Source organism: Paenibacillus sp. EKM206P, assembly GCF_011066155.1.
GTDB classification, from domain to species: domain Bacteria; phylum Bacillota; class Bacilli; order Paenibacillales; family Paenibacillaceae; genus Paenibacillus; species Paenibacillus polymyxa_D.
Genome location: NZ_JAAMNQ010000015.1, coordinates 95,008 through 115,228 on the forward strand (window position 1 = coordinate 95,008; position 20,221 = coordinate 115,228).

At 47.8% G+C, this 20,221-nt stretch carries 16 protein-coding genes; 11 read left to right on the forward strand and 5 right to left on the reverse strand.

The window, feature by feature from the left end; genetic code table 11:
- Window positions 1-166: 166 nt before the first annotated feature.
- Window positions 167-1,906 carry an ABC transporter ATP-binding protein gene (locus G9G53_RS23105; RefSeq protein ID WP_165150548.1) on the reverse strand — a complete coding sequence of 580 codons (1,740 nt, stop codon included), beginning with the start codon at window positions 1,904-1,906 and terminating at the stop codon, window positions 167-169.
- Window positions 1,903-3,657, reverse strand: coding sequence for an ABC transporter ATP-binding protein (locus G9G53_RS23110; RefSeq protein ID WP_165150550.1), 1,755 nt, complete (start codon window positions 3,655-3,657; stop codon window positions 1,903-1,905). Before G9G53_RS23110 ends, G9G53_RS23105 begins: the two co-directional genes overlap by 4 nt.
- Before the next feature lie 153 nt (window positions 3,658-3,810).
- Here G9G53_RS23110 and G9G53_RS23115 point away from each other — a divergent pair, with 153 nt between their 5' ends.
- From G9G53_RS23115 to argS, 3 genes are all read left to right on the forward strand, one after another.
- On the forward strand, window positions 3,811-4,701 hold the full coding sequence (locus G9G53_RS23115) for a LysR family transcriptional regulator (protein ID WP_165150572.1): 891 nt from the start codon (window positions 3,811-3,813) through the stop codon (window positions 4,699-4,701).
- Between the two features lie 92 nt (window positions 4,702-4,793).
- A complete protein-coding gene (locus G9G53_RS23120; RefSeq protein WP_081112515.1) occupies window positions 4,794-5,228 on the forward strand; it encodes a DUF1934 domain-containing protein in 435 nt (144 codons plus the stop codon).
- Window positions 5,229-5,230: 2 nt separating this feature from the next.
- Window positions 5,231-6,910, forward strand: coding sequence for an arginine--tRNA ligase (gene argS, locus G9G53_RS23125; RefSeq protein WP_165150552.1), 1,680 nt, complete (start codon window positions 5,231-5,233; stop codon window positions 6,908-6,910).
- Between the two features lie 110 nt (window positions 6,911-7,020).
- Here the strand turns inward: argS and G9G53_RS23130 are convergent, their stop codons facing one another.
- Window positions 7,021-7,881 carry a hypothetical protein gene (locus G9G53_RS23130; protein ID WP_069011481.1) on the reverse strand — a complete coding sequence of 287 codons (861 nt, stop codon included), beginning with the start codon at window positions 7,879-7,881 and terminating at the stop codon, window positions 7,021-7,023.
- Between the two features lie 126 nt (window positions 7,882-8,007).
- On the reverse strand, window positions 8,008-8,901 hold the full coding sequence (locus tag G9G53_RS23135; RefSeq protein ID WP_029514902.1) for a LysR family transcriptional regulator: 894 nt from the start codon (window positions 8,899-8,901) through the stop codon (window positions 8,008-8,010).
- 202 nt (window positions 8,902-9,103) lie between these two features.
- On the opposite strand from G9G53_RS23135, the gene G9G53_RS23140 reads away from it, so the two are divergent.
- From G9G53_RS23140 to G9G53_RS23155, 4 genes are read left to right on the forward strand one after another with little or no spacing between them, the layout of a single operon-like run.
- On the forward strand, window positions 9,104-10,102 hold the full coding sequence (locus tag G9G53_RS23140) for an ABC transporter ATP-binding protein (RefSeq protein ID WP_165150554.1): 999 nt from the start codon (window positions 9,104-9,106) through the stop codon (window positions 10,100-10,102).
- 20 nt (window positions 10,103-10,122) lie between these two features.
- Window positions 10,123-11,193 (forward strand): ABC transporter substrate-binding protein, encoded by a 1,071-nt coding sequence (locus G9G53_RS23145; RefSeq protein WP_029514900.1) that lies wholly within the window; start codon window positions 10,123-10,125, stop codon window positions 11,191-11,193.
- 4 nt (window positions 11,194-11,197) lie between these two features.
- A complete protein-coding gene (locus G9G53_RS23150) occupies window positions 11,198-12,868 on the forward strand; it encodes an ABC transporter permease (RefSeq protein ID WP_165150556.1) in 1,671 nt (556 codons plus the stop codon).
- The gene (locus G9G53_RS23155) at window positions 12,865-14,250 is read left to right on the forward strand and encodes an MBL fold metallo-hydrolase (protein WP_165150574.1); all 1,386 of its coding nucleotides are present in this window, start codon (window positions 12,865-12,867) and stop codon (window positions 14,248-14,250) included. Before G9G53_RS23150 ends, G9G53_RS23155 begins: the two co-directional genes overlap by 4 nt.
- Window positions 14,251-14,264: 14 nt before the next feature.
- Here G9G53_RS23155 and G9G53_RS23160 read toward each other — a convergent pair whose 3' ends face one another.
- Entirely contained in the window at window positions 14,265-15,425 is a 1,161-nt protein-coding gene (locus tag G9G53_RS23160) for a S8 family peptidase (RefSeq protein WP_029514895.1), read from the reverse strand.
- A gap of 403 nt (window positions 15,426-15,828) precedes the next feature.
- Between G9G53_RS23160 and rpoE the strand changes: the two genes are divergently transcribed.
- From rpoE to fba, 4 genes are all read left to right on the forward strand, one after another.
- Complete coding sequence (gene rpoE, locus G9G53_RS23165; protein ID WP_029514893.1) at window positions 15,829-16,374, forward strand: DNA-directed RNA polymerase subunit delta; 546 nt, start codon at window positions 15,829-15,831, stop codon at window positions 16,372-16,374.
- Window positions 16,375-16,776: 402 nt separating this feature from the next.
- Window positions 16,777-18,378: a CTP synthase gene (locus G9G53_RS23170; protein WP_039275105.1), complete on the forward strand. Its 1,602-nt coding sequence runs from the start codon at window positions 16,777-16,779 to the stop codon at window positions 18,376-18,378.
- 213 nt (window positions 18,379-18,591) lie between these two features.
- Window positions 18,592-18,960 carry a response regulator gene (locus G9G53_RS23175; RefSeq protein ID WP_013308218.1) on the forward strand — a complete coding sequence of 123 codons (369 nt, stop codon included), beginning with the start codon at window positions 18,592-18,594 and terminating at the stop codon, window positions 18,958-18,960.
- A 248-nt stretch (window positions 18,961-19,208) separates the two neighbouring features.
- Window positions 19,209-20,063, forward strand: a complete 855-nt coding sequence (fba, locus tag G9G53_RS23180) for a class II fructose-1,6-bisphosphate aldolase (RefSeq protein ID WP_013308219.1) — start codon at window positions 19,209-19,211, stop codon at window positions 20,061-20,063.
- The last annotated feature ends 158 nt before the right edge of the window (window positions 20,064-20,221 follow it).

The window sequence follows — 20,221 nt, forward strand, 5'->3', positions numbered from 1 at the left end:
ATACAAACCATAAGGTTTAGATGAAACGGAAACGTTTGTTCTCGTTTTATTATATAATATAGGGGGGGATTTATCAAAGAAAAATAAAAAAGCCAATTGCTTAAAAAGCAACCGACTTTTTTTAAGAACGTTGACCTTACTGATGCGACCGTATCCGGTCAGCCTTTTAAGCCGTAGTAAACTGGCTGTTATAGAGCGAGGCATAATGGCCGCCGCTGGCAAGCAGCCCCTCATGGGTACCACTTTCGACGACATCGCCGTTTTTCATGTATAGAATCAAATCCGCTTCGCGGATGGTCGATAGTCTGTGGGCGATCACAAAGCTGGTGCGTCCGGCAATCATTTTCATAAATGCTTTTTGGATACGCGCTTCTGTCAGAGTGTCTATGCTACTGGTCGCTTCATCCAGGATCAGCATAGGTGGATCGACGAGGATTACCCTCGCGATGGTAAGCAGCTGTTTTTGGCCTTGCGACAGGCTGTCACCTGACCCGCTGATGACCGTATCGTAGCCATGAGGCAGTCGCTTGATGAAGCTATGCGCATTGGTAGCTGTTGCAGCCGCGATGACTTCTTCGTCCGTGGCTTCCGGCTTCCCGTAAGCGATATTGTCCCGAATGGTTCCGCTGAACAGCCATGTATCTTGAAGCACCATACCAAAGTTAGTCCGCAGGCTGTCCCGGCTCATGTCGTTGATATTCACCCCGTCGATGGATATCGAGCCGCTGTCCACATCGTAAAACCGCATGAGCAGATTGACGAGTGTGGTTTTGCCAGCTCCGGTCTGCCCGACAATGGCCACACGAGTGCCTGGCTTAACTTCTAAACTAAAGTTCGTAATGAGCGTACGTTCCGGGTTATAGGAGAATTTGACATGATCAAAAAGAATCGTGCCTTTGCTGCGCTCCAGCTGTACGGCGTTCGATTTTTCCGGCTGCTCTGGCGGTGAGTCCAAAATCGCAAATATGCGCTGAGCAGAAGCTGTGGCTGCCTGGAACTGGGTGAGAACACCCGTAATTTCATTAAAGGGCTTGGCGAACAAATTGGTATAAATCAGAAAGCTCGACAATCCACCTACCGAGATCCCACCCAAAATGATGGAGATACAACCAATCATGGCGGTGACTGAAAAAGTCATGTTGTTCACCAATCGGGTGGAGGGGTTGGACAATGATCCGTAAAACTGTGATTTCACCCCGGCTTGATACAATTGTTCGTTTCTGGCGGAAAATTCCTCAAGCGAGCGGTTTTCATAATGAAAAGCAGTAACTACCCGTTGTCCGTCAATCATTTCTTCTACGTAACCGTTCAGGCTTCCTAAAATTTTGGCCTGTTCGCGGAACATACGCTGTGACCTTGTCGTAATGAACCGTGCCACACCGTATGTGATCGGGGCAGACACCAATACGACCAACGTCATGATCGGACTGATATACAGCATGAGTACAATGGAGCCTATAATCGTAATAATCCCGGTAATCAAGGTGGAAAAACCTTGCAGCAATCCATCCGACACAGCATCCATATCGTTCACAAAACGGCTAATGCTGTCTCCTTGTGGATGAGTGTCATGAAAGCTTAACGGAAGGATATTAAAATGATCAAATAACTCCCGCCGCATATCATTTACGGTCTGAAAAGCAATACGGTTCGTCAAATACGTGAGCAGCCAGCTAAATAGACTGCCTACAACATATACAATGCCTAATCCAGCTAGAATCTGTACAATACCTTTAAAATCCACTGCTCCCTTATTCACCATGTGGTCGATAGCTTGACCAATCATGTAGGGTCCGATCAGACTAGCAAGCACGCTGAGAATCGCACTGACGATGACCCAAAATGTTGTTGTTTTATATTGACCGACATAGGTTAACAATCTTCTCCAGGTTTCCTTGCCACTCATTGGTCCACCTCCTGCGTTGAGAGCTGGGAGCGATTAATTTCCTGATATACTTCTGAGCTGCTCATCAACTGTTCATGTGTGCCGATTCCGACAATCCGGCCTTCATCAAATACAATGATTTTATCGGCATGCTGTACACTGCTTACTCGTTGCGAGACCAGTAGGACAGTCATGCGGGTGCTATTTTCCCGTAGCGATTTACGGAGAGCGGCATCGGTTGCAAAATCAAGTGCGCTTGAGGAATCGTCCAAAATCAGAATTTCCGGATTGCCTACAATAGCTCTGGCAATGGTAAGTCGCTGTTTTTGTCCTCCCGATAGATTAAGTCCTCCTCGGGTGATCGGGGCATCGAATTTTTCCGGCAAGTTAGAAATAAATTCATCCGCTTGCGCGATTGCTGCGGCTTGAGCGACTTCCTCGTCGGTGGCGTGTTCATGTCCCCAACGGATATTATCCGCTATCGTCCCAGTGAACAGCAGCGCCTTCTGAGGAACAATACCGATTTTCTGCCGCAATTGCTCAAGCTTATACTGCCGTACGTCGATGCCGTCAACCTGTACACAACCCTCTACCGCATCATAGAAGCGGGGAATGAGATTCACAAAGGTGGATTTCCCCGAACCTGTTCCTCCGATGATTCCAACCGTTTCACCAGGATAGATGTTTACCACTACATCGTTAAGTGCCAGTTGCCCTGTCGTATTGTATCCAAAGGAAACATGATCAAAAGAGATGGCTGGTACAGCGCCATGCCCACTTGTTCCCTCCCTATCTATAGATGTAGAAGTAGCAGCAGTGTCGGAAATCGAAGCTTGCGTGTCTAGGACCTCCTGAATCCGTGCTGCTGAAGTGGCAGCCTTGGTGAACAAAATAATTAAATTGGTCACCACAATCAGAGCTAATAAAATTTGCGTAATGTAGTTAATAAAGGCAATAATCTCCCCTTGTGTAAGTGATCCATATTGGATATGGATGGCGCCGATCCACAGGATTGCAATAATAGCTCCGTTTACCACCAGCAAGGTGGCAGGGCTTAGCAAAGCAGAAATACGTCCGACACGAATAGCGGTCTGAGTCAGGTCATCCGAAGCGGCGTTGAATTTAACTCGCTCAGCGCCTCTTTTGGCAAATGCGCGTATGACCCGTACGCCTGTAAGATTTTCGCTAAGTACCAGAGCGATTTTATCGAGTTTTTTTTGATACCGACGATACAGTGGTGAAGCCTTCGTAATGACCACATACAGGATCAAAGCTAGAACCGGTGTAGCCGCCAACAGCACCAAAGCCAGGCGGAAATCCAGGATCATGGACATGATAATAGCCCCGATACAAATAAAAGGAGCACGAATGACCAGACGAATCAGCATCGCTACAGCCGTTTGGAGTTGATTGACATCATTCGTAATCCGGTTGATGAGCGAGGGCGTACCGAACTTATCGAGATCAGCATAAGAAAACGATGAAATATGTTTAAACATCGTATTGCGCAGCGTAGTTCCGAATCCTTGGGAGGCACGGGCTGCGTAAAACTGACATACTAATGAACTGCCAAAGCCCAGTATAGTCATGAGTAACATCAAAAGACCCATCTGCCAAACATAATGGGTGTCTCCTTTACCTACACCATGATTGATCATTAAGGCAACCATAGTGGGCAGCAATAGTTCCAAGATGGCCTCAATCAGTTTAAATAGAGGCCCAAGAATCGTTTCCTTTTTATAGGGTTTCAAAAAAACAGCAAATTTCAGCAAATAAACCATCACCTAACCTAAATAATGTATATAGCCTCATGCCGCAATAGCATATCTGAATTTGATTATGTCATATCCCCAACCATATGAATAATATTTAATATATATTAGAGGTATAGGTTTTACATATATCAGTACCGGAGGGCCATAATGATGGAATTGAGACATCTCAAGTATTTTTTGGCGATCGCAGAGGCCGGACAGATTACAGCGGCAGCCAAAAAGCTGCAAATCGCACAGCCTCCCTTAAGTCAGCAGCTCATGCAACTGGAGGAAGAGCTTGGTGTAAAGCTCGTGCATCGAGGCTCGCGAAGCATCCAGTTGACGGAGGCCGGCATCATTTTACAGAATAGGGCCAAGCAGATTCTGGAGCTGACAGATGCCACAACGAGAGAAATTAATGATTTTGCCTTGGGGATGAAGGGTACGCTTACCATTGGAACGGTCTCCTCTTCCGGCGCAGCCCTAATGAAAGACAGGCTTTCCGAATTTCATAAAACCTATGCGGGTGTAAAATTTGAAATTCATGAGGGAAATACCTTTAGGATTCTCGATCTTTTGAACAAAGGAATTGTCGAGGTCGGTATCGTCAGAACCCCTTTTAATACCACTGATTTAGGGTGCAGATATGCGTCCTCCGAACCGATGATCGCAGTGATGACAGAAGAACATGACTGGAACCCCGAACAGAAGACCATCCCGTTGTCTGGCTTGAAAAACAGGCCGCTCATCGTATATCGCCGCTTTGAACAATTGATCCACGATACCTGTATAAAGCATGGCTTTGAGCCGAATATCTTCTGCAAAAACGATGATGCTCGCACCACGCTTCATTGGGCTAATGAAGGGCTGGGGATCGGTATGATTTCGCGGTCTGCGTTGTCACTCGGAAGCAATAACCAGTTAATCGTTAAGGAAATTATGTGTGAAGAATTGCATACACGTGTGGCGGCTGTCTGGATGAAGGATAAATACATGTCTTCTCTAGCCTCTCGATTCATTGAAAGTTTTAGCCAAGCATCTGATGGAGCTGACTTAAGGTAGCTAAATTTTTTGGATGAAAGCATCTTTTTGTAAAAACTCATTTGAATTGCAATCGGGAACTGGATATAGTAGTACAGTAGGATAGCAATAGAATGGAGTTTGAATACATGCCACATAATGCAAAGGTCCGAATCCGTCTTCATAGTCATCATGACGGAGAAGATGTGGTACAGGAACTTCCCGGAGAAGCGATCGTGCGTGGGAAGCATCTATATATAAGGTACGATGAGCCGCAAGAAAGTCCTGAGGGCGGTACGACACGGAACACAGTCAAAATCGGATCGGATGAGCTAAAGCTGATTCGTCACGGTGAGGTACAATCAGAGCAGTCGTTTGCGCTGGGACGCAGGTTGCCTGGATTTTACCGCTCGCCTTATTTAAACCTGAACATGTCTGCGCATACGCAGAAGCTCGATATTCGGATGGATGGTTTCACCGGACATGTGAGCTGGACCTATGATCTGTACGTATTTGAGGATTTCTCGGGGCATTTTGCCATCAGTTTGCATATACAGGAGGAGCAATAATCATGACAAGCAATCCACTGGAACTTATTAATCAAAAGGTGACTTTAGCAATCGAGGCGGCGGTGCTGGCTACTGGAATCGTGAGCCGCGAAGAGCTACCGACCATTACGCTGGAGGTACCAAAGGACAAGTCACACGGTGATTTGGCTACCAACGCTGCGATGCAGCTCACCCGCATTGCGAAGAAGAACCCACGGCAAATCGCTGAAGATTTGATCGCGAATATGGATTTAGCTTCCGCTTCTATTGAAAGTGCGGAAATCGCTGGACCGGGCTTTATTAACTTTCGCCTGAACAAGAGCTACCTGTATGCGGTCATTGGACAAGTGCAGGAGCAGGGGGCAGATTACGGGCGTATACAGGAAGGTGAAGGCAAAAAAGTACAAATCGAGTTTGTCAGCGCCAATCCGACAGGTAGCCTTCACTTAGGTCATGCACGTGGTGCAGCCGTAGGGGATGCTCTCTGCAACGTGCTTGATTTTGCCGGATACAAAGTAACTCGTGAATACTACATTAATGATGCGGGCAACCAGATTTACAACATGAGTCGCTCTATTGAGGCGCGTTATTTGCAGGAGCTGGGACAGCCTGCGGAGATGCCGGAAGATGGTTACCATGGTGAGGATATCATCGGGTTTGCCAAGGAACTGGTGGCCGAAAAGGGCGATTCTCTGTTGTCCATGGAACCGGGAGATCGCGCAGCTTATTTCCGTGACTACGGTCTGGAAAAGGAACTGAACAAGATCAAGCGCGATCTGGAGCTGTTCCGTGTGCCTTTTGACTCCTGGTTCAGCGAAACGTCGCTGTATGAAAACGGTGAAGTGCTTAAAGCGCTGAATGAGCTGCGTGACCGTGAGGAGATTTACGAGAAGGACGGAGCTACATGGCTGAATACGACCAAGTACGGCGACGATAAAGACCGTGTCTTGATCAAAAATGACGGTACATATACGTACCTAACCCCAGATATCGCTTACCATCGCGATAAATATGCTCGTGGGTATGACACGATCATCAACATTTGGGGAGCGGATCACCATGGCTATATTCCACGGATGAAGGCAGCAATGGAAGCACTGGGTAATGACCCGGATAAGCTTAAAGTGTTGATTGCCCAAATGGTCAGCTTGTTCCAAAATGGGGAAAAAGTAAAAATGTCCAAACGTACTGGCAAGGCCGTGACGATGGAAGATCTGATGGAAGAAGTGGGTGTAGACGCGATCCGTTACTTCTTCACTATGCGCAGCATGGATTCGCACCTGGATTTTGACATGGATTTGGCGATTTCCACTTCCAATGAGAATCCAGTATTCTACGTACAATATGCGCACGCACGTGCATGCAGCGTATATCGTCAAGCTGAAGAGCAGGGGATTGCTGTGCTGCCGTTGGCAGAAGTTGACTTGTCCAAGCTGACGGCTGAGCATGAATACGATTTGCTCCGCAAAATCGGCGAGCTGCCGGAGGAAGTATCGGTGGCGGCTGCAAACTTTGCACCACACCGTATGATTCGCTATGTCTACGAGCTGGCTTCATTGTTCCACAGCTACTATAAGGCAGAGCGCGTCATTACAGAGGATGCCGCTCAAACGCAGGCACGCTTGGCGTTGTTTGGTGCGGTGCGCACGACCATTGCCAACGTACTGAAGCTAGTGGGCGTGTCTGCACCGGAACGTATGTAAGCAAGCAACTTTAACATCATGACCTTGTAGTCATATAAATAATAATAAAAGGAACCGAGGCGCCACTCTCAACAGGTTGGCGCCTCGGTTCCTTTTTATGTTGGATTAGCTTAGTAGCGTTCCAGTACTAAATTCGTTTTCAGGGAATCGGCGGGAACCAGCCATCCTTTGGATTGCAACAGGTTCATCAGCTTGGTGCGGTTGCTGGCGGCAACACTGTAATCCGAGGTTTTGAAGGAGATTTCGATAATATTTTCTGTACCTGATCCGTTTGCGCTGCGAATAGGCCATATTTCAACGTCGGTATCCAGTCCCTGAAAGCTACCTTCATATTTGCTGACCTGTACCGGACCGCGTACTCTGGAGTCTGCCAGAGTTTTCTTGCCCCAGTTGCTGGATTTCCAGTTTTGCAGCTTGCCCGGAAGATTATCCTGTAGTTGCTTTAATGCTTGATCTGGGGAAGGCAGAGCCAATCCTTTGGAGGCGTTTGTTTTTTTATCATTGGAAAAACTTAGTGTTTGCTTGCTGTATCCCCAATCCACCTCAGCCTCATAATTATCATCAGACGCGCTGAACCCTTCTTTATTCGCTTGGGTGAGCGCCGCGTCGATATTTCCATTTGTGACCGTATAGCGCTTTTTGTAGGTTAATTCATAATTTTTTTTGTCCTCTTTTTTGCGAAACCTCACGTTCCAGCCCTCGTCATTTAATTGCAATGAATTTGTATCAAAATACTCGACGCTCAATCGTTGTGCATCGTCGCTAATTTGAAACTCGTTCACGATGCCACTTTTTAATGAGCCATCCGCATTGAGCACCTGAGCCGTATCCAGTAGTAGCTTCACCTCATAGCTTGGTGTGGCATTGGCGGCAGCTTGTACCGGTTCTGCTCCTTTCCATCCTGTTACGAGCAGTACTGCACTCAGAGTTACTACCGACATCAATTGGGTGATACGAAGGCCTGTTTTCATTTCATCCTCTCCTGTTCGTCCGAATAGGTTACACGCTACACTTTACGGGTGTATTGTCAGTCGTATGTCAAAGCACGAGGGTACTCCGGTAAAAAAAAGACATAATTTCTATATGACAGGTAAGATTTAATCTTGGTTCCATGATAAATATTCGGTGAATCTGTGAATGAGCGCCGAGCGATGACGGTCTTTGTTGCTGACCATATAAATATACCGCTCAACAGACTGCCCCGGAATAGGTCTTACAACCAGTAAGCCCCGCTCAACCTCTGACTGAACGGCAATGCGAGAGACAAAGGAGATGTGTTCTCCCAGCATAACCGCCTGTTTGATGGCTTCCAGTGAATCCAACTCCAGATAGGAGGGAAGTCGCCGACTCCCACGCTCCAGCCATTTGTCGGTCACGTGGCGTGTGCTGGAATCCTTGCCATGTAATACGAAGGAGGAAGAAGCGATAAGCTCGGGTGTCAAATCGGTTTCGTTGGCGAGCGGATGAGTGGGTGAGCAGATGAGCATCAGTTCATCTTCGCCCAAGGATTCTGAGAGTAGCGTTGGGGATTGAAACGGCTCTGCCGAAATGATGCCAAGATCAATTTCGTGACGAGCGAGCATGTCCTTGATCACGGGCGCAGTTTTCACAGACAAGGCGATGTGAATGCCTGGATGCTCACGGGCAAAGCGGTGCAACACAGCAGGAAGCAAGTAGGTAGCGGGTACATAGCTTGCGCCAATACGTATGCTTCCCCGCTGGAGCGTATCGAACTCGCGGACGACTCGCTCAGCTTCGGCAGCCAGTGCATTAATTTTGCTGGCATAGTGCAGTAGCGCATTTCCAGCATCCGTCAGGATGATTTTGCCCATGCGTGTGTCAAACAGCTTTACGCCGAATTCACGCTCCAGATTTTTCATATGAAAAGTAACAGTGGGTTGCTTTAGGCCAAGAAGCTCGGCGACCGTGGTAATTTTATGGTGCTTATTCAGCAGTTCTACAATATGTAACTTTAGAAGACTTAAATTCACTTAGAATGCCTCGCTTTCAGGTTAATTGAACAATCATGCCTATTTGTATGGGTAGCAGCATCAATCCCCTCTATATAGATTAAATCTATGAGTGTTAACACAATTCATTGAAATAATTAATTTTGTTTTAACTTTCCAATAACACAGCTTGCGAATTCAAGTTTTACACTGGGGTCAGTCAGAAGAACAGGCAGGTAATGCGATGAATCAGGATCTATATATTCACGGATTAAGTAAAACCTTCAGCCAAATAACAGCGCTGCATGAGACGAATCTGGTCGTACGACGGGGTAAATTCACAACACTGCTCGGACCGTCCGGATGTGGGAAAACAACGCTCTTGCGCTTGATTGCTGGTCTGGAGACACCGGATACCGGCACAATCACGATGGGAGAGGAAATTCTTTTTTCGGCTGAACGCAAAAAGGATATTCCCGCGCATCTCCGCCACTTTGGTATGGTCTTTCAGGATTTCGCGTTGTGGCCGCATATGACGGTGTTTGAAAATGTGGCCTTCGGCCTGCGTGCGGGCAAGCGGGGGAAAGGGTTTGCCAGCGCCCGAGACAAGGAACTGCGGACAGTGGTGCTGGAGGCGCTCGACATGGTCAGATTGTCAGGGATGGAGGATCGGTATCCTCATCAGCTATCCGGTGGTCAGCAGCAGCGGGTTGCCTTCGCAAGAGCGGTTGCTATCCGGCCTCGACTGGTGTTGTTCGACGAGCCTCTCAGTGCGCTGGATGCGGTGCTACGGGAGGAGATGCGCATTGAGATGCTGTCGCTTGTGCGCGATCTGGGGCTGACCGCCCTATATGTCACCCATGATCAGATCGAGGCCATGTCCATGTCTGATGAAGTGGTTGTTATGAAAAATGGACATATTTTGCAGACCGGAACACCAGAGGTGATCTACGGTTGCCCAGCTCATCCAGAGGTGGCGAGGTTTATCGGCAAATCCAACTGGCTGGAGTTGGAACGGACACTGTTTCGTCCTGAACATGTCCGTTGGGAACAGGAGCAAGCGGATCAGCACGCTTTTACAGTAGAGATCATGCATGTCAGCTATGTCGGCGATCGTTATGAAATTCGTATACTAGCCGAGAACGGTGAGCAATGGACTGCATATCACTCCACCCGCTTGCCGATTGGCGAAAAAATGCACATTTGGGTATCAACGCAACACATCCACCAACTTGAAGCATAAGGAAAAGGGGTATATATAAGATGATGAATAGGCATGTTTTTCGTACAGGATGGAAAAAAGGGACGATGCTCGCATTAACCTTGACTTTTGGACTCGCTGTGGCGGGTTGCGGAACAGCAACGCCAACCAAGGATGGGGCGCCAGCTAATGGATCAGCAGGACAAGCGGAGGCGGCATCCACCGATCAGAAGTTGGTGGTCTACAGCGCAGGCCCGGATGGACTGGCGAAAAAGCTGATAGCAGGATATGAGGCGCAGAGCGGAGTGAAGGTAGAGTTGTTTCAGGGAACGACAGGAAAAATTTTGGCCCGTATGGAAGCCGAGAAGACGAATCCGGTAGCGGACGTGGTTGTGCTGGCATCGCTTCCGTCTGTACAAGGCTTGAAAAAGGAAGGACTAACACTGCCTTACCCGGATGCCAAAAACGCGGACAAGCTAAATCCAGACTGGTCCGATAAGGAGGGCAACTACTTCAGTACCAGTGCTTCTGCTCTGGGCATTGCGTATAACACAAAGCTGGTGAAAACACCACCAACTTCATGGGCCGATTTAGCGAAGCCTGAGTACAAGGATCAGGTTAACATCCCCGACCCATCACTGTCCGGCTCAGCATTGGACTTTATGACAGGCTATCTGAGCGCCAAGGGCGATGGAGGCTGGACGTTGTTTGAGCAGTACAAGGCAAACGGTGTGGCCATGGCTGGTGCCAATCAGGAAGCGCTGGACCCCGTGATTACCGGAGCTAAAGGTATAGTCGTTGCTGCGGTCGATTACATGACCTACAAGGCTAAAGCCAAAGGCGAGCCGATTGACATCGTCTATCCAACAGAGGGAACCGTCATCAGCCCACGTCCTGCTGCAATTCTCAAGTCAACGCAGCATGAGCAGAATGCCAAGGCATTTATTGACTATCTGTTGTCGGACGACGCACAGAAACTAGTAGCGGATGCCTCCTTACTCCCGGGCCGCACGGATATCAAAGCTGACAAGCGTGCCAATCTGGACGAGATCCCATTGCTGAAGACCAATTGGGAATGGATGGGCGAACATGGATCAGACGTGACAGAGAAGTTCACGCAAATGTTCAAATAAGCCGATGGGAGGCTTATCCGTTAAACACATCAGAGCGTGGTGTCTGACGCTGGCTCTGATCGCGCTTCTTTTCTTGATTGTGATGCCGTTGCTGCAAATCTTTATCCAAAGTGTGTATGTTGATGAAGAATTTCAGTGGGATGCACCTTTTCGAACGTTAGCTGCTTCACCATTTGCGGGAGTGCTATTCAGCTCGATTTGGCTAGGTATCTGTGTGATTGCAGGAACAACGGTACTTGCACTTCCGCTAGCCTGGATCATGTCCAACACTCGTCTTGCGCACTGGCGCTGGTTGGATGTCGTGCTGCTAATTCCGTTTATGACCCCGCCCTATATCGGGTCCATGGGCTGGATTCTGTTTATGCAAAAAAACGGATATCTGGAGCAGTTGTTCCCGGACCTGTATTTCTTAACGCCATCCTTCTTTAGCCTTGGTGGCATGGTGATGATCATGAGCCTACATCTATTTCCATTCCTGTACCTGCTGCTGCGCGGGGCGCTGGTGAGGATTGGCGGGAGTCTGGAGGAGGCGGGTGCCGTAATGGGCGGCGGCTTTCTGTACAGATTCCGTCGAATCATTTTACCGCTGCTGCTTTCGGCTTACGGAATGGGCGCGCTGCTCATTTTCGTTAAAACGATTGCCGAGTTTGGCACCCCCGCTACCTTTGGGCGACGTATCGGGTATGAGGTCATGACTTCAGAAATCCACAAATACATTTCTAGCTGGCCCATAGATTTTAGCAAAGCGACGTCGATGGCCTCGGTGCTGTTAACCGCCTGCCTGCTCATGTGGTATGCGCAGTCGGTGATCAACCGGAAGTTTACGTATAGGCTGGTAGGTGGTAAAGGTTCGCGTCCGTCCCGTCTTCGTATATCCGGTTGGACTACGGGGCTGAGTGTTGCATTCATTCTATTGTTGCTCATTGCGTCCATTGGCATTCCTTATTTTTCAATTCTTTCAGCCTCGACGATGAAGCTGAGGGGAATGGGACTTGCCTGGGATAATTTGACGCTCGACTCTTACAAGGAACTGCTGTCTTGGGGATCAGAGAGTATGGAGGCGCTCCTGAACAGCGTATTTCTCTCTTTGGGCGCATCGACGCTTGCTGTGGTGCTGGGCACTTGGTTTGCACTTGTCATTGGCGGCTCACGCACAAGAATCCAACGGACGGTTGATGCATTTAGTTTGCTTCCGAATACGGTGCCGGGAATTGTTATGGTGGTGGGCCTGATTTTGTGGTGGAACTCACCATGGATGCCGATTCCATTGTATAACACATACGGCATGGTCATTCTGACGTATGTTATCTTGTTTGTTCCTTATACTGTGCAGTATGTCAAAAGCGCCTTTACACAGGTGGACGCTGGGCTTTTTCAGGCGGGGCAGGTATTTGGCGGGCGACCGTCTTATATATTCCGCCGGATTGTACTGCCGCTGATTGTACCGGGAATGCTCGCTGGTTGGATGATGACATTTAGCATTGCTTCACGCGAATTGGTAGGATCATTACTGATTTTGCCACCATCCGTTCAGACGTCAGCAACCTACATATTTGCACAATTTGAACAGGGACAGGTGTCGCTTGGGATGGCGATGGCTGTCATATCGGTCGGAATGACCACGTTGTTACTGATCTTAATGGAAAGCTTAAACTCGCGAAGAAAGTGGAAATAATCATGACCAAGCTTAGGATTTGGGGAGGGGCGGGCGAACATGGCCGTTCCTGCTATGTTTTTGAAGGAAAACAGCATCGCGTCATGCTGGATTGTGGCGTGAAAAAGGAAGGAACCGGACAATACCCGGTTTTCCCACCGCAGGAGGCGGAGAGACTGACCACTGTATTGCTGTCTCATGCACATGAGGATCATTCCATGGCACTCCCCCTACTGTACAAGTATGGATACCAGGGGGAGGTCTGGACGACCAAGGCCACTGCTGAGCAGTTAGGCTCCTATTTTCGCTCCTGGCATACTTATGTTGAATCAAGAGGAGCAGAACTGCCATACGACGAACAGAACATCCAATCCATTGCTTATCGCTATCTCGAAGATGAGGCGCCACCAGGAGAGTGGGTTGAGGCTTGTCCGTGTATGAGAATCATGTGGGGACGCAGTGGACATTTGGCTGGTGCAGTATGGTATGTGGTAGAAATGGAAGGGAAGCGGTTGTTTTTTTCTGGAGATTACAGCCGCGAATCTGAGCTTCTTGCAGCCGATGCGCCAGACTTGGGTATTGGGGAGGGGCCGCATGACCTGTCTGAATGGAAGTCAGAGCCCAATCTAGCGGACATATCCATTATGGACAATGCGTATGGCATGGATATAGACCCGCAGCCTGTTAAGCTGGAGCGGCTGAGGGTCGAGATGGAGCGGATATTATGGTCTGGTGGCCATGTGTTGTTGCCGGTGCCTGCCTTTGGCAGAGGACAGGACATGATCGTATGGGCTAGCGAGCAATTCCCTGAACAGGCAATGATTGTAGAGCACGACATATGGCAGGGATTGAAACAGTTAAACCGCTGGAAAGAATGGCTGCGTCCGGAAGCCCCAGCGCGAATAAAACATGTGCTAAACAGTGACAGGGTCTTCGTGCCTCGTGATGCTGCGGAACGAGTGAGTCTGCTGGAACAGAACCCAACGGCTATTATCATGACAAGAGACGGCATGATGGATTCCCCACAGGCGCGCTGGTACTATCAGTATCTATCGGATAACCGCAACATGGGGGAGGGTAATGATAGCGGAGAAAGAATCAGCAACAGTGTTATATTGACCGGGCATGCTCCACATGGTTCTTTTGGCAAACATCTGTTGGAACGTGTGGATCAAAATAACAGCTGTGTAGCTCGGCATTTGATTTACAAGGTGCATCAGGGATTATCAGATGTGCGGCAAATGCTGAAGGAGCTGCCTAGCAAACAGGTTGTACTCGTTCATGCGCCGAAGCTGCAGACCGACCTGGTACGAGATGAGTTGATAAGAGAAGGGAATAGTGGGTGTGAAGGTCCTGCTAGAAAAGTCTATTCTCTGGAACCGGGTGCTACACTAGAGGTTTAGCATCACATCATCATTCACTTTGTGCCCTCCTGCATCAACCGGAAGGCATCGACTTCGCCAAGTTTGGTCGAGATAGAGCTACGTCCAGCGCTTTTGCGCAGGCGTAGTGGTGTGGCGGTACGCTTAAGCAACGCCTTGATTTCTCCAGGCCCCAGTTCCGGCCTCAGTGAAAGGAGAAGTGCGATGCTTCCGGTCACATGGGAAGTAGCCATAGAGGTACCACTCATTTCGTGATGCTTGCCATGGATCCAGGAGGATGTGATCTTTTCGCCAGGTGCGTATACATCTACAAATTGCCCTCGGTTGCTGAAAGGTGCAATGCGTCTGTATTTGTCCGTAGCCCCCACTGAGATCGTCTGGGAATAGCGGGCTGGGTAGTCAATACTTCGGCGCTTGCCCTCGTTTCCCGAGGACGCTACAACGACGATGCCGTTATGATATGCCTTATTCACCATATCAAGTAATGCCTTGCTGCGCGACTTCATACCAAAACTCATATTGATGATATCGACACGATTTAATACACACCAGTCGATACCAAGAATGATATCGGAGACGTAGGCGGCTCCATTATGATCAAATGCTTTTACGGGATGAATTAAAGCTCGTGGTGCTACGCCCACCATACCTTCATCATAGTTGGACGCCGCGATAGTTCCAGCAATATGAGTACCATGGCCATTATCGTCATAGGGTAGCATGGTTCGGTTAAGCAAATTAATACCTCTGGCGAGAGAGTGGCGAAGATCAGGATGTTGAAAATCCGCTCCTGTGTCGATCACACCGATTCTGACCCGATTCCCTGTCGAGGAAGGCCAAGCCTTGTATGCACGTACCTGTTTGACTCCCCATGGCATGGAAAGGTTCTTCTCTGCTTTTGGTATATGAGCAGTTTCAGCGTGAACCTTCATGCGGGTATCTTCTTCAACGGTAACACCGTTGTGATATTTGCCCAGCCTGTCTCCCCCTGAAAGCGGAGCGATTAAAGCACGGATTAGTCTGGCCGGTTGTACTTGCCGTAATCCCGCAAGCTCGGGTTTCAGCTTCCTGAGATAGGACAGGCATTCCCGGTATTGGTGAGGCTTATCGAACGTGATAATCTGTTTGTTCCGTCCACTGCCGGACGGCTCCGAAATACCCTCATGCAAACGCTGCAAAAAATCCGGATAGTCCATTTGAGACGGTCCCCCTCCGATGAGCCATGCTGAGGTATAGTATGAGCAAGCGTCAGCTGCGGCATGGGAAACCTGCCCCTTTTTTAAGTAAATAGGCCTGCTTGTCGTGTCAAAGTGGATGTGGACACATACGATACATGGAGGGCATAAGCTCTTGTGCAACAACTTTGGGGGTTCTCCCGAAGCGGGTACAGTCGAAGACGGGGGGGACCCCGTCTTTTTACGTGTGCCGTCTTGTTTAGGGGGATATTCCTGGAAATTATGACGATACCCATCTTTAACTTGCAATTTGCTTCCAAATAGGTTTTACTTAGTTTTGATAATGGATATGTTAGTATTGCATGTATCGTGTATGCTCTGAAACATGTTCTTGTGAATTACGTGTGAGAGGAAGTGTCCCTAGGTGAGTACCCCACTCAACTTGAAGATTGACCCGGAGAAAGTCCACGAGACTCCAATGGTGGACTTGGCATTTATGGTATTGAAAGCAGCCAATACTCCATATTATTACCGTGACCTGATGAAGGAAGTCGCCAAATTGCGCGGCTTGTCTGACGAAGAAATTAATGACGTTATTGCTCAGCTATATACTGAAATCAACATTGACGGGCGTTTTGCCTGTGTCGGTACGAATCTGTGGGGCTTGAAACGTTGGTATCCGGTAGATAAATCCGAAGATGCCCTGACAGGCGCCAAGCGTCCTCGTATTATTAACGACGAAGACGATGACGACGAAGATGACTATCATGAAGAAGAAACATACAACTCTGATGACGACTTCGATGCAGATAGCGAAGACGAGGACGGCGAAGACGAGCTGTTCGACGGAGAAGATGATGATGATAGTGATGAAGACGTGGTTATAGACGACGAGGACCTCAGTGATGAGGAAGATTCAGAAGATGAAAATGACGATGAGTCGACGGAAGACGACGATTCACTTCGTTAGGAACAGGCTGCAAGGGGAGATGCGTTCTCCCCTTTTTCATGACCGTTTTATTGAAAACCTCTTCTGATTTAAAGCTTTCAGGTGGATTCTCTCCAATCTGGTTCAATGGACAAATTAACACATATAACTTCCTTGACAGCGGATTGGACACGGGGTAAACTATTGCTTGGGCTTATGATTGATTCACTTATATGTTTGCTTTTTTTATAAAAGTGCCCCGTACTACGGGAGTGCTTTTTTGTTTTTTATAGGGGTGTTTTCACTCATGAAAGAAGGCTAAGGGCGGCGGACATGGAAAATGATTCCGCTGCCTTCTTCATGGATGATAATCCGTGCAAACGGGTTACGATAACATCATAATGTCGCCTGAATTTTGCATCTTATCTAGGAGGGTTTTGAACAGTGACAAAGTATATTTTTGTGACAGGCGGGGTTGTGTCTTCCTTGGGCAAAGGGATTACGGCAGCTTCACTGGGGAGGCTTTTGAAGAACAGGGGACTGAAGGTAACGATTCAAAAATTTGACCCTTACCTGAATGTCGATCCGGGTACGATGAGTCCTTACCAGCACGGTGAAGTGTTTGTAACGGATGATGGTGCGGAAACGGACCTTGACTTGGGACACTATGAGCGCTTTATTGATATTAATCTGTCCAAGAACAGCAATGTCACAACAGGCAAGGTATATTCCAGCGTAATCAGCAAAGAGCGTCGCGGAGAATATTTGGGCGGTACGGTGCAGGTTATCCCTCATATTACGAACGAAATCAAGGAGCGCGTGTACCGTGCAGGCCGTGAAGCGGGTTCGGACGTAATTATTACAGAAATCGGCGGTACTGTGGGCGATATTGAGAGCTTGCCATTTTTGGAAGCTATTCGTCAGCTCAAAAGCGAAGTTGGGCGCGAAAATGTGATGTATATTCACGTAACGCTCATTCCTTATATTAAAGCTGCTGGTGAGGTTAAAACCAAGCCAACCCAGCACAGTGTAAAAGAACTGCGCAGCATCGGCATCCAACCGAATGTCATTGTTTGCCGTACAGAGCATGAACTGTCCTCCGATATGAAGGCTAAAATTGCATTGTTCTGCGATATTGATGCGAATGCAGTGGTAGAATGCCGCGATGCTTCAACCCTCTACGAGGTTCCGTTGAACCTACGTGAAGAAGGCTTGGACGAAATCGTAGTTAACCATCTCAAGCTGACAACACCTGCACCAGATATGACCGAATGGGAAGGGTTAGTTGATCGAATCAGCAAGCTGGATAAAACGGTTGAAATTGCTATTGTTGGTAAATATGTTGCATTACATGATGCTTATTTAAGTGTGGTTGAATCACTTTCGCACGCTGGATTTGATGCGAATGCAGACGTAAAAATCCGTTGGGTGAATGCTGAAGAAGTGACGGACGAGAACGTAGCTGACATGCTGGGCGGCATTGGCGGCATTCTCGTACCAGGTGGCTTCGGCGATCGCGGAATTGAAGGCAAAATTAGTACTATCCGTTATGCACGGGAGCAAAAAATTCCGTTCTTCGGTATTTGTCTGGGTATGCAGGTATCTGTCATTGAGGTTGCACGTTCCCTGGCTGGTCTCGAAGGAGCCAACAGCTCGGAAATTAATCCGGCAACGGATTATCCTGTCATTGACTTGCTTCCCGACCAAAAAGACATCGAAGATCTGGGCGGTACGATGCGTCTTGGCTTGTATCCATGCAAACTGGTGGAAGGCTCCCTGGCTTCTGTTTGCTACAACGACGAGCTGGTGTACGAAAGACACCGTCATCGGTACGAATTCAATAACGAATATCGTGAAGTTATTGAAAAAGCGGGTCTTCGTATTTCCGGTACTTCACCGGATGGGCGCTTGGTGGAAATCGTGGAGCTTCCTGAGCATCCGTGGTTCCTGGCGGTACAATTCCACCCGGAATTTACTTCCCGTCCGAATCGTCCGCAGCCTTTGTTCCGTGAATTTGTAAAGGCAGCATTGCAGCTTCAAGGTTAATGCTACGGCTTGAAAGACCTCCTACGGGAGGTCTTTTTTTATCCCATGCTTCCTGATTATGAAAGAATATTCCACAATTATGTATTAGAGAAGGATTTTCTTTTTGCAGGAGCGAATATAGTTTTAGGTATGGGACGGATATTGTACGTCATCGGACGCTGTTATGGCAATAGCTGCATGATCCTCGTTTTAAGATCTTAGGAGGTTAAAACATTGGAAAAGAAGAAAGTATTAATCGTCGATGACCAGAATGGAATACGGATTTTACTGATGGAAGTGTTCGGAAGTGAGGGTTATGAGACCTTTCAGGCGGCGAACGGGAAAATTGCACTTGAAATTGTTGAGAAGGAACCACCTGATCTGGTTCTGCTCGATATGAAAATTCCGGGTATGGACGGACTCGAAATTCTGAAACATCTAAAAACCATGAATCCCGATATCAAGGTTATTATGATGACAGCATATGGAGAACTGGACATGATTAAAGAGGCGACGGAGCTAGGTGCGCTAATGCATTTTACCAAGCCCTTTGATATTGACGAAATGCGGATCGCTGTGAACAAACAACTCAGAGGTGACTAGGTGAGTCACGGTGGTTGAGAACTCTGTTAACACAACAGGGTTTTTTGTTTGTGATTATGGGAAATACTGAAAGTAAATCCTCTCCTTATACAATTCTATCGAAAAACGGCGTCCTGAGCGTGATTTTTGTATGTGTTGATATGCAAAAGCTTGTTTAGTATTTAACATGGGTTGTGGTATAATAAGCCCGTATGTGATGTCGGCTAAAATATAGACAAAACCCAAACACCTTTAGGAGGACTGTAACCATGCCATTGGTATCTATGAAAGACATGTTGAACAAAGCACTCGAAGGAAAATATGCAGTAGGTCAATACAACATTAATAACCTGGAGTGGACTCAAGCTATTTTGGGCGCTGCTGAAGAAGAAAAATCCCCAGTAATCTTGGGTGTTTCTGAAGGCGCAGCACGTCACATGGGCGGATTCTACACTGTAGTTAAAATGGTAGAAGGTCTTATTCATGACATGAAAATCACCGTTCCGGTTGCGATCCATTTGGACCACGGTTCCAGCTTTGAGAAATGTAAAGAAGCTATCGACGCTGGTTTCACATCCGTTATGATCGACGATTCCCACAGCCCAATCGACACAAACATTGCTACAACGAAAAAAGTGGTTGAATATGCTCATTCCAAAGGCGTTTCTGTTGAAGCTGAAGTTGGAATGGTTGGCGGTCAAGAGGATGATGTTGTCGGCGACGTAATGTACGCTAAGTTGGACGACTGTCTGCGTATCGTTAACGAAACAGGTATCGATACACTGGCACCTGCACTGGGTTCCGTACACGGACCATACAAAGGCGAGCCAAACCTCGGATTCAAAGAAATGGAAGAGATCTGCAATGCAATCAAACTTCCACTCGTTCTGCATGGTGGTACTGGTATCCCAACACATGACATTAAAAAAGCAATCTCCCTGGGAACTTCCAAAATCAATGTAAACACTGAGAATCAAATCGTATTTGCGAAAGTGGTTCGTGAAGTGCTTGCTGAGAAACCGGATGCTTATGACCCACGTACATTCATCGCTCCAGGTCGTGAAGCGATTAAACAAACCGTTATCGGTAAAATTCGTGAGTTCGGTTCCAACAACAAAGCGTAATAATGAATCAAACTGGTCGTGCGTCTGCACAGGCTAGATGTATTTCTTAGTTGTAGCTAGTTCTGCTGCACAAAATACTTAAATCTGTACAGTTGAATAGTTTGGTATGGAAAGCACACCGCTTAGCCGGTGTCTTTCCATTTTCACCACTAAAAAAG

Bases quoted from the DNA above. Each gene is read 5' to 3' on its own strand.
- G9G53_RS23120 (WP_081112515.1), top strand. From the start codon at position 4,794: ATGGAGTTTGAATACATGCCACATAATGCAAAGGTCCGAATCCGTCTT.
- G9G53_RS23140 (WP_165150554.1), top strand. From the start codon at position 9,104: ATGAATCAGGATCTATATATTCACGGATTAAGTAAAACCTTCAGCCAA.
- argS (WP_165150552.1), top strand. From the start codon at position 5,231: ATGACAAGCAATCCACTGGAACTTATTAATCAAAAGGTGACTTTAGCA.
- G9G53_RS23145 (WP_029514900.1), top strand. From the start codon at position 10,123: ATGATGAATAGGCATGTTTTTCGTACAGGATGGAAAAAAGGGACGATG.
- G9G53_RS23150 (WP_165150556.1), top strand. From the start codon at position 11,198: ATGGGAGGCTTATCCGTTAAACACATCAGAGCGTGGTGTCTGACGCTG.
- G9G53_RS23105 (WP_165150548.1), bottom strand. From the start codon at position 1,906: ATGAGTGGCAAGGAAACCTGGAGAAGATTGTTAACCTATGTCGGTCAA.
- G9G53_RS23130 (WP_069011481.1), bottom strand. From the start codon at position 7,881: ATGAAAACAGGCCTTCGTATCACCCAATTGATGTCGGTAGTAACTCTG.
- fba (WP_013308219.1), top strand. From the start codon at position 19,209: ATGCCATTGGTATCTATGAAAGACATGTTGAACAAAGCACTCGAAGGA.
- G9G53_RS23115 (WP_165150572.1), top strand. From the start codon at position 3,811: ATGGAATTGAGACATCTCAAGTATTTTTTGGCGATCGCAGAGGCCGGA.
- G9G53_RS23160 (WP_029514895.1), bottom strand. From the start codon at position 15,425: ATGGACTATCCGGATTTTTTGCAGCGTTTGCATGAGGGTATTTCGGAG.